We start from the raw sequence: 15,374 nt of genomic DNA on the forward strand, positions 1-15,374 counted from the left end.
ACCCGCAGCTCGCTTGCGTTGCTCGGCGATGATGAAGGGGAATTGAGATCAAGAGCCGACGCTGACGGCTCTACCTCCCCATCAATCCCGCTGAGTATCGCAGTAAATTAGCGATAAAGCCGAGGACTGTTTGAGCGAAGCGAGTTTCCGAAGGCGCGCTAATTTATGAGAAACACAAGATAAAAGGGAGTGCGGGGTGGCCTTTCTTTTGCTACTAAGCTTTAGCCGAGCAAAGCTTAGTTCATCGCCGGCAAGGCGAAATCTGAACCCACACCAAGCACTGACTCAAATGTAATTTATAAAAACTGAAATCAGCGAGTAGCTTTAGAACGGTAAAATAACCTGTTACGTCGAAGCACCAACGCACTTTGTATAACGAGACAATAAACCCATAACCTGCTTTTTATCTGAAAAGCTTGCTGAAGAATCTGGGAATATTCGATCTGCACACATCTCTTTAAAGTCTTCATATTTTGCAAGACAAGACGTCACACTTTTGCCGCCAGAAGTTTGATACTCCTCGTCATTACAAAAAAACTTTGAAAAAGAATATGCACCTTCTTTCACTTCATCAATTGATACTGAACTGGAATCTAATTTTAAAAATAGCTCTTGATGGTTACTCACAACAACTGTAGGAGGCTGCTTTTTGCTATACAAAAATATACCACCTGCCACGACTACCACTAATATAATATACTTCACTTCAATTTCCTTTCTGAAAAACTCGAGTTTTATGCGGGTACCACTGAATCGAACAAAATTGGGTAGATAACTAATTGGTAAAGTCCTTTCTGTACAACTAATCCGATCACAAATAGGCCAATTATTTTTAAATAATCACAACTACCATCAAACTGTTTAATTAATCCGATGTAAATGATGAAGCCAACCAATACTCCCAATAGAGTCGGCAAGAAATAGGTGGCCACAGAAGCAAGAAGAATAACAAGGGGAGCGGTAACAAAATTCAAATTGACACTTAGGAGCTTAGCAGCAATGAGCAAACCTAAACTTTCAACCAAAAATGATAACGGTATATCCATATAGTTAATTCCTTACATCAAAATAGAGCATACTAATTAGCGTTCGTCTATTTAGTAACCACGCTATTAGGCTCCCCAAACCGCTAATGACAAATAAGTTAACATGATACGATAAATAAGTCAGTTATATAAAAGCTAAATAAATTATTAGTAATGAATTAATCCGCGATAATGTAAGGGTAATAAAGATAAAAAGCCGACACTGACCGATCTCTGTACTCATCATTCCCGAGTGTCGCCGACAAAGCGAAACCGTTGCGTACAACAAACACAGGTGTAAGGTCGAGTAACAAGACCAATTGTTCTCGCGATTGCACTCACAAACATTGAATATCTAGAGGGTGCTTTACATTCAGATTTCGCCCTGACGGCGACTCCATTTTTCTTTGAACAGCCAAAGAAAAGTAGAGGAAAAAGAAAGGCTGCCCTAACATCATCTTCATCCTGCGTTGCTCGGCGATGATGAAGGGGAATTGAGATCAAGAGCCGACGCTGACGGCTCTACCTCCCCATCAATCCCGCTGAGTATCGCAGTAAATTAGCGATAAAGCCGAGGACTGTTTGAGCGAAGCGAGTTTCCGAAGGCACGCTAATTTATGAGAAACGCAGGGTAAAAGGGAATGCGGGGTGGCCTTTCTTTTGCTACTAAGCTTTAGCCGAGCAAAGCTTAGTTCATCGCCGGCAAGGCGAAACCTAAATCAACACCAAGCATTGGCTCAAAATAAGACTAATAAAAACTCAAGCTCGCAGTTCTCTTTCAAAACACCATCATCTCCGCCGAGTAGCGGAGTGAACAAGTGATGAAGCCGAGAACTGTTTGAGCACAGCGAGTTTCCGAGGTGCACTTGCAAACGAGCAACCAAGGAATCAAGGGGATGCGGGCGGAGTTTCTTTTGAGTACTAAGTTTTAGCCAATCAAAACTTAGTACATCCCGCTAAGGCTGGTTCAAAAACAGCCTTAACGTTTATCTACTGTTACATTACTAAATAAAAGCTCGTACTAAGAAAAACCAGACAAGGGCTAAAATGGCGTAATTAAAAGTAACGCGCACTGGGCCTGAGGCTTTATATTTACCGGTATGCAAAACCTTATAAGCAGGAGGGTTTCGAATTCTCGATACCAAATAAATAGCGGTAATTAACATCAGACTACCACCAATAATGGCAACCCCTGTTTGACCGAGAGTATCGACCACCGAAACTAAAAACTTGGCTTTTTTGCCTCTTAACTCATCCCCTTCCGCCGCTAAACTATCGCCCAAGCTATAAAACAACCATGTTAAAAAGCCAAATATAGTTAAAGCCCATAACGACCCATAACTGGCTCTAGGAATACTATAATTATCTTCGCATTCTTCAAAGTTTTCTCCAAGAGATGACTTTAAATGACCATATGCGTCATCAAACGAAGCCTGACCACTAAATTGCATAGTCTCATCGTTTTCATCTTTGCCGTTTTTGTTGGTAACCGTTATTTCATATCTAGCTGAATCAGCTGAAACTCGTGTTATCGTTGTTAATAACAATGTTTCAGTATCTTTAGGCATAGCCTTTGCTGGGGTAATTCCTTCGCTTAAGTTTTTTGCGATATCTTCCCCCTCGCCCTCATTTGACTCCGAGCCCATGTAAATCGCTTCGTGGCCGATTGCATAAAAATCTAAACCGACGGTTGCTTCTCCGTGCCATGACTTCATCAACTAACTTCCTTTTCTATTGATTTTTTAAATAAAAACTTTGTATTAGCTAAGGACTAATGGCATGTCATAAAAGCCATTAATAACAATAACTAAAAACACATAAAAGCAAAAAATAAAGTGCTACTTAATGACTAGGGACAATCAAGTAACAAAAAAATCAATAAAGTATGCAAACTGAGATCTGTCTCCATATCCCGACACCGCTTCATCATTAGTAATCTACTAAGGTGGGGAGAGAAACAAACCCTTATACAAGAATTAACAAAATCGTGAATTTAAGGCTTCGTGCGCAAAGTGGCACAAAAAGTTGTCTTTTCGCATTAACCTAACTCGGTCGAAACAACGGGTAGAGTGATATGAAAAAGATGAATTTAACCAGTAACAAGCAACAAAAACGCAATTGCTTACTTTCTTGCTGTAGTGCAACAAACAAGCAACTTTGCCTATTTTGTTTAGGTAAAGACACTATCCACCCTCCCTCTCAAACACGGTAATGAGTGCTGCGGCTTTATCCCCATAAAAGCCTTAGCGGCACTTCTTCCTTTGAATCTAAAGTTAGGTCACTGCAAACTTGGTATGAACAATGACCCTGGATTTAAAAATTCTTCGTATCAATCTTCAGCTTAATATTTGCCTATCTCTCCTTCCCTCAACTATTTTTAGCTAAGCGAATCTGAAACAAGGGAAGAGCTTTGTTAGAACTCGAATTTATTACTCAAATATCCCAAGACTCTGCTGTCGAATTCACTAAGTCTGCCCACTTTAACCAAGCCTTAGATACCTTGAGCCAACTACTCGATAGCCCTTATTTAAGCCTTAGCCATATTTATAATGACAAAGACAATCACGAGTTACAGTTAAGCAGTTGCCGCTATCACCAGCCCACAGCAAGGCTGAGTCAGGCTAAATCGACCTCTGCTGAAGCCCAGCTTCCCAACTATTTACGTGAGTTAAGCCAGAGTAAGCAAGAGTGTGCTGTAAGCTGTAATGAGCTAGACCAACAGCTTGGCTTTTCTTCTTCAACCCAACAAGACTGCAGTATTCAGCTGGTTCCATTTTTTGAGGCCGAGACTCTAATTGGTGTTCTCGGGGTACAAGCAGAAACTGCGCCCAACTTACTTAGCACCTTTCCAGCGAGTTACTGGGTGCTGAATAACCTACTGCTCAGCCACCATAGGCATAAAGTGGCGTCGGTTAAGCTCGACACCTATCAGATCGTTCTCGACCTCATGCCACAGCGGGTATTTTGGAAGAACCGCAGCTCTCGTTATTTAGGCTGCAACCAAGCCTTTGCCACTGATGCTTCTATAGATAAGCCCGAAAATATTATTGGCTTAAATGACTTCGACACCTTTCCTGAACAAGCCGAGCTATATCGCTCAGACGATGCGCATACAATGGAAACACGTAAACACATGATTAGCTCAGAGGAGCCGCAAACCCACCAAGATGGTACTCAAATCTGGCTGCGAACATCGAAGCGTCCGATCATCACCAAAAACGATGTGGTGGTGGGCTTAGTGGGAACTTACGATGACATAACCCTGTTAAAGCAAACTCAACAACAGTTACATAGCGCCAAAACGGAACTTGAAGAAAGAGTGACTAAACGTACCGAGCAACTAAGTGAATCGAACTCTAAACTGGAAAAAGTGATTGAGGAACTTAAAACCACCCAAAGCCAACTGGTAGAAACAGAGAAAATGTCGGCATTAGGCAGGTTAGTGGCAGGGGTCGCTCACGAGATCAATACTCCACTGGGTATAGCAGTGACTAGCTCTAGTCACTTAACTGAGTTGTCGAACGATTTAGATCAAGCAGTACTCAGTGGCAATATCAGTAAAAGTAAGTTTCACAATATTTGCGAGAATATCAACGTAAGCAGTGAGTTAATCCTTCGCAACTTACAACGGGCATCAGATTTGGTGAGCAACTTTAAGATGGTTGCGGTTGATCAGTCACACGATGAAAAACGCCAGATAGTATTAATGCAATATTTACACGATGTCGTTAATGCAATGACACCAAAAACCAACAAGAAAAATATTAGAGTATTTCTCTCCGGTGATGAAACCTTAAGCTTGCTCACCTATCCAGGTTCCATTGCCCAAATCATCACCAACCTTATCGACAATGCAATGATTCATGCCTTTGCCAACAGTGATAGCGGCGAAATCAAAATTCATTTCATGGTGAAAAACCAATACTTGGAGCTGTACTTTGAAGATAGTGGCGAAGGCATAGAGCCTGAACAAGTAAATAAGATATTTGAACCCTTTTTCACGTCTAATCGCGGTCACGGTGGCTCTGGGTTAGGGCTAAGTATTATCTATAACATTATTACTCAGCGCTTTAACGGCAATATTCACTGCGAAAGTGTGAAAGGTAAAGGCGCTCGGTTTGTGGTGAGCTTGCCTTTGGATTAGCCCACAAAAAAGCCGCTAAGGTTAGCGGCTTACTATAAAAAACACAGCGGTAAATTAACCTTTTGCGTCTTTCAATTTCTTAGCTAAATCACGGCGTTCTTTAGACAAATCAGCGTTCTTAATAGTGTATTCGTCAACACGGTCTTCGTAGTCGGCACGCATGTTCTCGATAATTGCTTTAACATCGCTAACACTCATGTTGTCTTGAATGTAGTTTTCCAAATTGTCGAGCAAATCTACACGCTTACGGTTATCGCGAATTTTCTTATCAATATCCACCATTTCACGCTTTAATTTGTTGCGTCTGCGACTCATAGAAACAAACTCCAATACCTTGGATACACTACCTACAGCTTGCTTTTCCATCATTTCTCCTAAGTGGTGTTAAACCTTAAATGCACACTTATGATTAACTTACTCGCTTGAATATTTTCGGCAATCTTTATTTAAACAAAGCGTGGTTTCACCGAAGCTAGATCAAACGGCGTGGCTATTTCAGCCTAGCCTTAAAACAACAAAGCCGCTACTTAGCGGCTTTGTTCTATCTAACTTTCCTTTACCACATCAAATCATCTGGGATTTGATAATCGGCATAAGGATCATCTTCATCAATTACATCTTGGCTTGGGTCGTTAATTAGCACCACCACGCTTTCATCGCGTTGGGCTATTTTCTCAGCCACAATGGTAGGAACTACTTCATACGCTTCACCTAGCGTAACAATCGCTAAACGGCCATTACTGAGTTGCTTGCGCAGCTCATCGGTCACGTAGATTTTCTTAATCAAACTACCATGATTGAAGTTATAGGCTTCGTCACCACGTTTTCTGTCTAGCATGTTCATTTCGATCAGCTGCTTAATTTGCGCAGCTACCGCCTTTTTGGCTTTTTCGGCATTTTGCTGCTGAGCCAGTTCGGCGTCTCGTTGCTGCTGTTCTGTGCGCGATTGCTCTGCGGCGGCTTTCACTTCTTTGGCTAAAGTACGTGATTTTTTATTGGTTTTGCCTACTTTTTTGGCTTTTTTCTTGTCGACTAAACCTGCTTTAAGCATTTGCTCTTGCAGTGATAACTTGGCCATGAGAAATGAATACCTTCAATCTATTAATGAGTGGTTTGGCTGCAATGCCAGTGGCCTAGATAATACGCCAAGCAGCTACTAATTAGAACCATTAGCCACGCTGGCAGTAACACAGCTTAAGGCTTATTCCTCTTCTGGCGCCAGGGTAAGAGACAAAGGTTGGTCTTGCGGGTAGCCCGACAAATCAATGTCGCTGCCATTCAACCGTAAGCTAAAACCTTCTATTTGCGAGAAATACAGCGACGCCGGGTGCATCACCTGCCATGTTCGCAAATCCCCCATACCTAGCCAACCGTCAAACACCACTTTGTCGCGACCATCAATCACCAATAACTCTGCGCGGTCATCAGCTTCAATCTCTAGCTCTATCACCTGATCGGGGCGTAATGTTTCTGGCTGCCATTGATCGCTAGGTGCAACCCAGTAATAAGTGCGTGAACCTTGCCAACGATAAGGCAGCTGCGTAGGTGGGCGAATAGGTAAAATAGGCCGCATTGGGTGTTCAATAGGGTGACTAGGAATGGGGCGTTCAATCGGTTGCTCAGGTTTATGTAAGCGCGCAGGCTGGGCGCTTTGATCAGCAATACACGCTTCAATTAAGCCTATTACCAATAATATGGCCAAACCGATATTACATAAGAATCTCAGCATTAGTCGCCTCAAATACGCTTAAACCTTTGATTAGTAATAATAGCTGAAAAATTCATATATACTCTTGGTACATGATCATATTTACAGTGGTTTAAGTGGAATTAAGCAGCTTACCCATTACCGCACTCAAGGGCGTGGGCGACAAACTTGCCGAAAAACTCCTACGCCTGCAGATTCGAAATGTGGGCGATTTGCTGCTGCATTTGCCACACCGCTATGAAGACCGCACACGCATTTGGCCAATTAATGATTTATTGCACGGTGCGCACGTATCGGTGCATGGCGAGATCACCAAAGTAGAAACCATTCACGCCCGCCGACGAATGTTAACCTGCCGAATTAGTGACGGCAGCGGCAGCATAACGCTGCGTTTCTTTAACTTTAACAACGGCCAAAAAGCCGCCATGCAACAAGGTTTGTGGATGCGGTGTTTTGGTGAAGCCAAGCGCGGTAAACATGGCTGGGAAATGATCCACCCCGAATACAGCATTGTGGCCGATCCCAGTGCGCCATTGATGGATGAGAAACTCACCCCGGTTTACCCCACTACCGAGGGCTTAAAACAGCTCAATTTACGTAAGCTCAGTGAGCAAGCCTTTGCTCTGCTTAAACAATACCCATTGGTGGATTGGCTGCCGCCAGCGTTACGGCCTCATGGTTTAGATCTAAACCAAGCACTTATGCAATTGCACCGCCCGGAACCCGATACCGAGTTGTCTTTGTTAGAAGAAGGTCGCCATCCAGCTCAGCAACGATTGGTCATTGAAGAACTGGCAGCACATCAGCTAAGCATGTTAAAGCTTCGCCAAGAGCAACAACGCCAAGCAGCCATAGCCCTGCCCTTAGCAACCGAGCTAGAGCGCCAGTTTCTCGCTCAATTACCCTTTAAACCAACCAATGCCCAACAGCGTGTAGTCGCAGAAATAAAAACCGATACTCAGCAGCCACATGCCATGATGCGCTTAGTACAAGGTGATGTAGGCAGCGGCAAAACCTTAGTGGCGGCTATGGCAGCCTTACAAGCCTTAGCCAACGGCTATCAAGTTGCTTTAATGGCGCCTACCGAAATTTTGGCCGAGCAACATGCGCTCACCTTCGCCAGTTGGTTTGAGCCCTTAGGCATAAAGGTAGATTGGGTTGCAGGTAAACAAAAAGGCAAAGCTCGCGCCGAAGCGATGGCAAGAATCGCCAATGGCGAAGCACAAATGGTGGTGGGCACTCATGCTATTTTTCAGGAGCAAGTGCAGTTTGCTAACTTAGCCTTAGTGATTATTGATGAGCAACACCGTTTTGGTGTTCATCAACGTATGGCCCTGCGAGAAAAAGGCGCAGCAATAGATGGTAGCAATACCCTGCCACACCAACTGATAATGACAGCAACCCCTATCCCCCGCACTTTGGCGATGACCGCTTATGCAGATCTGGAGCTTTCAATTATTGATGAGCTGCCACCGGGGCGAACTCCCATTAAAACCGTGGCACTGCCCGATACCCGCCGCGAACAAGTGATTGAGCGAGTTTATCAAGCCTGTCATACCGATGGCCGGCAAGCTTATTGGGTGTGTACCTTGATTGAGGAATCGGAAGTATTGCAGTGCCAAGCCGCCGAAGACACTGCCGACACCTTGCAAAAGCAACTGCCCGATCTGCGAATTGGTTTAGTACATGGCCGCATGAAACCCCAAGAAAAACAGTGGGTAATGGAACAGTTTAAAAGCCACCAGCTCGATTTATTAGTGGCCACTACCGTGATTGAAGTGGGGGTGGATGTACCCAATTCTAGTTTAATGATTATTGAAAACCCTGAGCGTTTAGGCTTAGCGCAACTGCACCAATTGCGTGGCCGCGTGGGTCGCGGCGAGGTAGAAAGCCACTGTGTATTGATGTACCACAGCCCGCTGTCTAAAACAGCCAGTTCACGCTTAAGTGTATTGCGCGACAGTACCGATGGCTTTGTGATTGCTCAGCGCGACATGGAGATCCGCGGCCCCGGTGAGCTACTAGGCACCAAGCAAACCGGATTAGCAGAGTTTAAAATTGCTGACTTAGTAAGAGACCAAGCCATGATAGGCGAAGCGCAAGCCTTGGCCAAACAGTTGCTACAACAAACACCCGCCTGCGTTGAGCCGCTTATTGCGCGCTGGTTAGCTGATCGCGAGCAGTTTGCTCAAGCCTAACTAAGTGAGGCTATAAGTCTCGTCTCGACAGTGTTCCACCAGTACCTCTTGCAACCACATGTATAAAGGGTTTTGTCGATTACGATAATGAAACACATAGCCAGTATCATATTTTACCGCTAAATCTAAAAAGTCCTCGCCTAATTCAAACCGTTTAATACCCGGTATATCTTCGGGAGGATAATAAGTAACACTGGGATACATAAAGTCACTCACCCGCAGCACATCCAAAATAGAACCTGGCAACTCTGAGCGAAAACCAATGGTGATTTCTACTCCATGATTAGCGAGAAATTTTTCGGCCTCACTGCGCGCTGCACTCCAGCCAGGCACATGAATTAGCGCAGTACTGTATTTGGCGAAATCCTGTGGAGACACCGTATTTCCCTCTATGGGATGACCTTCTTTGGCATAAACATAAATGGGCTGGCGCCATAATCTACGTTGTACCAACTCCTTAGAGCCTTCTACCGGTAATAAACACAAACCAAAATCAATTTGCCCACGCTGAATTAACTCACAGGTATCGGCGCCCCAAGTTGCCACTTGCAAGCGTAGTTCTGGAGCGTGTTGCTGTAACACCACAAATAGTCGCTTGGCAACAGAGGCTAGTAACATCGGGTGCATAGCCACCTTAATCAAGCCTTCTAGTTCAGCCGGATTAAAATCGTTATGGTGGTCCACCACATTGGCTAATTCGGCCAATATGCTAGGTAAACTTAGCGAAAGCTGTTCCGCTTTAGGGGTGGCAATTAAGCCATGCTGAGCACGAACAAACAGTTCATCACCAAAGTGTTCTCGTAATTTTTGCAAGGAGCGACTAATTGCCGGTTGGCTTACGTTCATTCGCTCAGCCGTGCGCCGAGTATTTAGCTCTTGGGCTAAAATAACAAACACTTTGAGTAGGTTTAAATCGAGTGATTCAAATGAACTATTGGTCACTGGTTACCCCGCGGCTATTGGTGGCAGAAACTGTTAGTAATTACTCATAACAGTAGCAGTGAAACCCGCTAAGCTCATCATAATTCGAATAAGCTAGGTATTTACTGAGCAAGCGCACATAAACGCAATGGGAACGAAAGGCATAAAAAAACCGCCAATAATGACGGTTTATTGTTTAAACGCAGCGGTTAACTGTCTAGCTCTTTGTCATACCAATTTCGGCTGCAGTTCACTGCGCGCTTCCAGCCCTTGTATAGCCGTTCACGTTTCTCTTCATCTCCGTCTGGGGTAAAGCAGCGATCGGGGGTATGGCTTTCGGCCAAACTCTCAATACTCTCCCAATAGCCCACCGCTAAGCCAGCGAGATAAGCAGCACCCAAGGCAGTTGATTCGATCAGCGAAGGGCGTACCACTTCAGTGCCTAATGCATCAGCTTGAAACTGCAATAAGAAATCATTGGCTACAGCGCCACCATCCACCCGTAGTTGCTTGAGCGAAATATCTGCGTCGGCTTGCATAGCTTCTAGTAAGTCACGACTTTGGTAAGCAATCGACTCAAGCGCTGCACGAATAATATGGTTTCGGTTAGCCCCGCGAGTTAAGCCTACAATAGTTCCACGAGCATAAGGGTCCCAATAAGGAGCGCCTAAGCCCACAAACGCCGGCACCAAGTATACGCCGTTAGTGTCGTCGACTTTAGACGCGAAATACTCCGTATCCGAGGCATCTCGAATCAAGCCCATTTCATCGCGTAACCACTGAATCGTTGCCCCGCCCATAAACACGCTGCCTTCTAAGGCGTAATTAACTTTTCCGTCAATCGAAAACGCGATGGTGGTTAGCAAACCATGGGTTGATTTAACTGGCTTTTCGCCGGTGTTCATTAATAGGAAACATCCGGTGCCGTAGGTATTTTTTGCCATGCCTTTTCGGTAGCACTGTTGACCAAACAAGGCAGCTTGCTGGTCTCCGGCAATCCCGGCGATGGGGATTCGGGTTCCACCTTTTCCCCCAATATTGGTTTGCCCATAAATTTCTGAACAGGCTTTTACTTCAGGCAGCATTTGCCTAGGCACGCCCAACATATCCAGCAGTTTTTGATCCCATTCCAAAGTGTGAATGTTGAACATCATAGTACGTGAGGCGTTGGTATAATCTGTAACATGCACTCGACCATTGGTGAGTTTCCACACTAACCAGCTATCTACTGTGCCAAACAACAAATCGCCCGCTTCGGCTTTGTCACGTGCGCCTTCTACATTGTCGAGGATCCACTTAAGTTTTGACCCAGAGAAGTAGGCATCAAGAATCAAGCCCGTAGTGTCTTGGATGTAATTTTCCCAGCCTTGCTCGCGTAACGCTTCACACAATTCGGTAGTACGACGACACTGCCACACAATGGCATTGTAAATCGGTTGACCGGTATTTTTGTCCCATACAATGGTTGTTTCGCGTTGGTTAGTAATACCAATCGCTGCAATTTGGTCACTGCGAATACCAGTTTTTGCCAGCACCTCGGTTAGCGACGCACTCTGGCTGGCCCAAATTTCCATTGGATTGTGCTCAACCCAACCTGATTTAGGAAAAAACTGACTAAATTCGCGCTGAACGCTACCTACAATTTCTGATTGTTGATTAAAAATGATGGCTCGAGAGCTGGTGGTGCCTTGATCGAGCGCCACAATATAACGCGCAGTGTCCATTGATAGATTCGTTCCACTTAAATATTTGCATTCATTATGCTCGAAAACGAACATTTTAGAACATTTTTTTAACCATTTCGTGACAAGCGCTTAAATTTGGCAACCCAATAGCTCAGTAAAAACTTGTAGTAACCTCGCCTATATCACTTTGTTAATCGTGACAATATTTAGTTTTTAAGTAGACTTAAGCCTGTCTAGAAAAATAGTCCTTACTTACGGAAACCCCAGTAGTGAAGCAGACCCAGCGCCACCAGCAAATACTTCAAGTTATCAAAACTCAAGGCTTTGTCGCAACAGAAGAACTCGTTGAATCGCTCAATGTGAGTCCGCAAACCATTCGCCGAGACCTTAACGTTCTCGCCGAGCAAAAGCTGATTCATCGCCACCATGGCGGTGCCTCTTTGCTAACCAGCAGCGTGGTAAACGATTCATACTCTACCCGTAAGATTAAACAGCACGTAGAAAAAGAAAGCATTGCGCAAAAAATTGCCGAGCAAATTCCTAACGGTGCGTCACTGTTTCTAGACATTGGCACCACCGCTGAGACCATCGCCAGAGCACTGCTTAATCATCGTGACTTGCGCATTATTACTAACAACATACATGTTGCAGCATTGCTGATGGTGAAAGATGATTTCAATGTGATAATGGCAGGCGGAGCCTTACGTAACAAAGATGGTGGCATAGTGGGCGAAGCAACCATTGATTTTATTAAGCAATTTCGCTTGGATTACGGGGTAATCACCGTTAGTGGAATCGATTTAGACGGCTCTTTATTAGACTTTGACTACCACGAAGTACGTGTCACTCAAGCCATTATTGCCAGCTCGCGCAACGTGATACTGGCGGCAGACCACAGTAAATTTGGTCGCAACGCCATGATTAACATTGGCAACATTGCCCAAATTGGCCAGCTTTATACCGACCGGCCAGTACCCACCGACATTGCCGACATTTTAAAGCGCGAAGAAGTACAACTTACCCTATGCCCTCCGTCGCAGCCAAGCAGCGCTAACTAGGCAAATTTTTTGCGGATTAAATCACCTAAAAACTGCTTATAGCGGGTAGGCTTTGCAGGACAAAGTTGCTGCAGCGCAAGCAGTTCGTCACTGCTAATTTCCCCTCCCTCGCCATGAGCCAGTAAATAGTTGCTCACCGCCAATTGCCGGTAGCGCTCAAGAGACGCTCTATAGTCCGCAGGCTGGCTTATTGGAAAAGGACAAATCAGCTTCTGCTTTACCCTTAAAATAGTATCGGCCACATACAAAGTTTGGGTTTCTGGGTGGTACAAAGACAAATCGCGATCGGTATGCCCAGGGGTAAATAGCACCTGCCAATCATTAAACCCGGGGAGCTGGTCACCATCTTTCAAGCGGTATTTGGTGCTTAACAATGGGGAGTACCAAAGGTTAACGCGTTCGCGCTGATGACGCTGCCCAACATAATAAGCAAGCCCCAAATCCATTAAGTGCATCACTCTGCCTCTAAAGCCCTGATACCACTCGCCTGCAACATCGCCAGTAGCTAACTCAAGCGGGTAGTGCTTCTGGAGGTAACTCGCTCCGCCGGCATGATCAGGATGCATGTGAGTGACCATCACCAATTTAAGTTGTTCAAAAGGACGAGCCAGTTGCTCGGTGATAAAACGCTTAAGTATTGAGACATCGGCACGTGAGCAGCCATCTAATAGCAACAGCTTTTCTGGGTACTCAACCAAAAAAATATTTTGAATATAACCTTCAAGCTGATGAATCTTCATGCTGCCCCGACCACTTGTTAATAGAATGTAACAGCTTAGAGCAAAAACTCCATGCAAACAAACAGCAGGCAAAACACGCACGAACAATTAACTCAACTTTTTTGCAACAATGATTGTTTTTCGATCTAGTTATGCTCTATTATGCTCGATAACGAAAGAAAACGAACTTTACTTCATGAGGATCGCGAGTAATGGAACAAACAAACGACCCATATAGCTATGACTTAATTGTGATAGGCGGTGGTATAAACGGAGTAGGTATTGCTGCAGATGCAGCAGGCCGTGGCCAACGTGTCGCCTTGTTTGAACAAAACGATCTCGCCAGTGCCACCTCCTCTGCCAGCTCTAAGTTAATACACGGTGGTTTACGCTACTTAGAGCATTATGAGTTTCGCTTGGTGAGCGAAGCACTGAAAGAACGAGAAGTATTATTGAAAATGGCTCCTCATTTAGTCGAACCAATGCGTTTTCGTTTACCGCATCGCCCGCATTTGCGCCCATGGTTACTAATTCGTATGGGTTTGTTTCTTTATGACAACTTGGCGAAACGCGGCACGCTTCCCGCTTGCCAAGGATTAAGTTTTGGCCAAAACAGTGTGCTGAAAAAAGACATTACCAAGGGCTTTGAATACTCTGATTGCTGGGTCGACGATGCCAGATTAGTGATCAGCAATGCTTTACTCGCCGAAAAGCATGGCGCTTATATCGCGCCCCGCCATAAAGTGATTGCCGCAAAACGAGATGGCCAACACTGGTTAGTAGATGTACAAAATACCCACAGTGGAAAACAGCAACAATATCGCTGTGCAACCCTAGTGAATGCTGCAGGCCCTTGGGTTCAACAATTTATCGAACAACACATGCAGCAAACACCGCCACGCACTATTCGTTTGGTGAAAGGCAGCCATATTGTGGTGCCCAAAATTCACAACGAACAGCAATCTTATATATTGCAAAACAGCGACAAACGGATTGTATTTGTCATCCCCTATCAACAGGAATACTCGCTCATTGGCACCACTGATGTGGAATATAAGGGCAACCCTTCTGAAGTCGCTATCTCAGACGAAGAAGTCAATTATCTTTGTGATGTGGTAAACCAGCACTTTAAGCAGCAAATTGCCCCTAGTGATGTGCTACATACTTTCTCGGGCGTTCGCCCTTTATGCCAAGACGAATCAGACGACCCGTCTGCAGTGACTCGTGATTACACTTTAGAGCTGAGCGATGAAAGTGATGGCGCGCCACTGCTATCAGTATTTGGTGGCAAACTTACCACCTATCGTAAACTAGCCGAAGCAGCCTTAGAGATGCTGGCTCCGCGTATAAAAGATTTGGGCCCCGCTTGGACCAAAGCGTCGTTCCTACCTGGCGGGGCAATCCATAGCAGCATTCAGAGTTTTATTAAATTACAGCAAGCCGAGTCAGACCTGCCAGCGGAGCTGATCGCTCGCTGGTGTATGCAATACGGTAATCGCGCCAAGCAACTGTTACACGATGCGCAACAGCAGGGATTAGGCGAGTTGTTTGGTGGCAACCTCTATCAAATAGAAGTGGATTACCTGCGCAACAATGAATGGGCCAGTGAACTTGATGACATATTGTGGCGCCGAACTAAACAAGGTTTGAAGTTTGATGCCGAGCAGCAGCAAACCCTGCAGAACTATTTGGCGAGCAAGCTTTCCTTAACCGCTGTAGAGAACGGTACTGTCGATTCGGTAAACGTTGATTAAAGACCGAATCTTGCTCAAGAAGGTCTTTAGAACTTCTTGAGCTTTTTTATCATTGCTTGACCAAAGCATGTTTGAAACACTACAAATCAATCCTAAAAATAACGCTTTAAACAGCATTTTTTACCAAAACCATACATTCACCTACGCTTTGCTCCTTTCTTT

General features: G+C 44.8%; 13 protein-coding genes. 4 read left to right on the forward strand and 9 right to left on the reverse strand.

The window, feature by feature from the left end; all coding sequences use genetic code 11:
• Positions 1-345 precede the first annotated feature (345 nt).
• From Q4549_RS11935 to Q4549_RS11945, 3 genes are all read right to left on the reverse strand, one after another.
• Positions 346-705, reverse strand: a complete 360-nt coding sequence (locus Q4549_RS11935; RefSeq protein ID WP_303552058.1) for a hypothetical protein — start codon at positions 703-705, stop codon at positions 346-348.
• Positions 706-734: 29 nt separating this feature from the next.
• The gene (locus Q4549_RS11940) at positions 735-1,046 is read right to left on the reverse strand and encodes a hypothetical protein (RefSeq protein WP_303552060.1); all 312 of its coding nucleotides are present in this window, start codon (positions 1,044-1,046) and stop codon (positions 735-737) included.
• Between the two features lie 983 nt (positions 1,047-2,029).
• Positions 2,030-2,740, reverse strand: coding sequence for a hypothetical protein (locus Q4549_RS11945; RefSeq protein WP_303552061.1), 711 nt, complete (start codon positions 2,738-2,740; stop codon positions 2,030-2,032).
• Positions 2,741-3,435: 695 nt separating this feature from the next.
• On the opposite strand from Q4549_RS11945, the gene Q4549_RS11950 reads away from it, so the two are divergent.
• Positions 3,436-5,169, forward strand: coding sequence for a PAS domain-containing sensor histidine kinase (locus tag Q4549_RS11950; protein ID WP_303552062.1), 1,734 nt, complete (start codon positions 3,436-3,438; stop codon positions 5,167-5,169).
• A gap of 54 nt (positions 5,170-5,223) precedes the next feature.
• Here Q4549_RS11950 and Q4549_RS11955 read toward each other — a convergent pair whose 3' ends face one another.
• From Q4549_RS11955 to Q4549_RS11965, 3 genes are all read right to left on the reverse strand, one after another.
• Positions 5,224-5,538, reverse strand: a complete 315-nt coding sequence (locus Q4549_RS11955) for a DUF496 family protein (protein ID WP_137672408.1) — start codon at positions 5,536-5,538, stop codon at positions 5,224-5,226.
• A gap of 187 nt (positions 5,539-5,725) precedes the next feature.
• A complete protein-coding gene (locus Q4549_RS11960) occupies positions 5,726-6,247 on the reverse strand; it encodes a DUF2058 domain-containing protein (protein ID WP_137672409.1) in 522 nt (173 codons plus the stop codon).
• A 123-nt stretch (positions 6,248-6,370) separates the two neighbouring features.
• Positions 6,371-6,898 carry a RodZ domain-containing protein gene (locus Q4549_RS11965; protein WP_303514523.1) on the reverse strand — a complete coding sequence of 176 codons (528 nt, stop codon included), beginning with the start codon at positions 6,896-6,898 and terminating at the stop codon, positions 6,371-6,373.
• Positions 6,899-6,993: 95 nt separating this feature from the next.
• On the opposite strand from Q4549_RS11965, the gene recG reads away from it, so the two are divergent.
• Entirely contained in the window at positions 6,994-9,075 is a 2,082-nt protein-coding gene (gene recG / locus Q4549_RS11970; RefSeq protein ID WP_303552063.1) for an ATP-dependent DNA helicase RecG, read from the forward strand.
• Here recG and Q4549_RS11975 read toward each other — a convergent pair whose 3' ends face one another.
• Both Q4549_RS11975 and glpK read right to left on the reverse strand, forming a co-directional pair.
• Positions 9,076-10,017, reverse strand: coding sequence for a LysR family transcriptional regulator (locus tag Q4549_RS11975; protein ID WP_303514529.1), 942 nt, complete (start codon positions 10,015-10,017; stop codon positions 9,076-9,078). It lies immediately after the preceding gene.
• Positions 10,018-10,205: 188 nt separating this feature from the next.
• Complete coding sequence (glpK, locus tag Q4549_RS11980) at positions 10,206-11,720, reverse strand: glycerol kinase GlpK (protein ID WP_303552064.1); 1,515 nt, start codon at positions 11,718-11,720, stop codon at positions 10,206-10,208.
• Between the two features lie 230 nt (positions 11,721-11,950).
• Here glpK and Q4549_RS11985 point away from each other — a divergent pair, with 230 nt between their 5' ends.
• Complete coding sequence (locus Q4549_RS11985; RefSeq protein WP_137672414.1) at positions 11,951-12,739, forward strand: DeoR/GlpR family transcriptional regulator; 789 nt, start codon at positions 11,951-11,953, stop codon at positions 12,737-12,739.
• Here Q4549_RS11985 and Q4549_RS11990 read toward each other — a convergent pair.
• Positions 12,736-13,479: an MBL fold metallo-hydrolase gene (locus Q4549_RS11990; RefSeq protein ID WP_303552065.1), complete on the reverse strand. Its 744-nt coding sequence runs from the start codon at positions 13,477-13,479 to the stop codon at positions 12,736-12,738. The genes Q4549_RS11985 and Q4549_RS11990 overlap by 4 nt on opposite strands.
• Positions 13,480-13,670: 191 nt before the next feature.
• On the opposite strand from Q4549_RS11990, the gene glpD reads away from it, so the two are divergent.
• Positions 13,671-15,212, forward strand: coding sequence for a glycerol-3-phosphate dehydrogenase (gene glpD, locus Q4549_RS11995; RefSeq protein ID WP_137672416.1), 1,542 nt, complete (start codon positions 13,671-13,673; stop codon positions 15,210-15,212).
• The last annotated feature ends 162 nt before the right edge of the window (positions 15,213-15,374 follow it).

The sequence above is a fragment of the Agarivorans sp. 2_MG-2023 genome (genome assembly GCF_030548085.1).
GTDB lineage: Bacteria > Pseudomonadota > Gammaproteobacteria > Enterobacterales > Celerinatantimonadaceae > Agarivorans.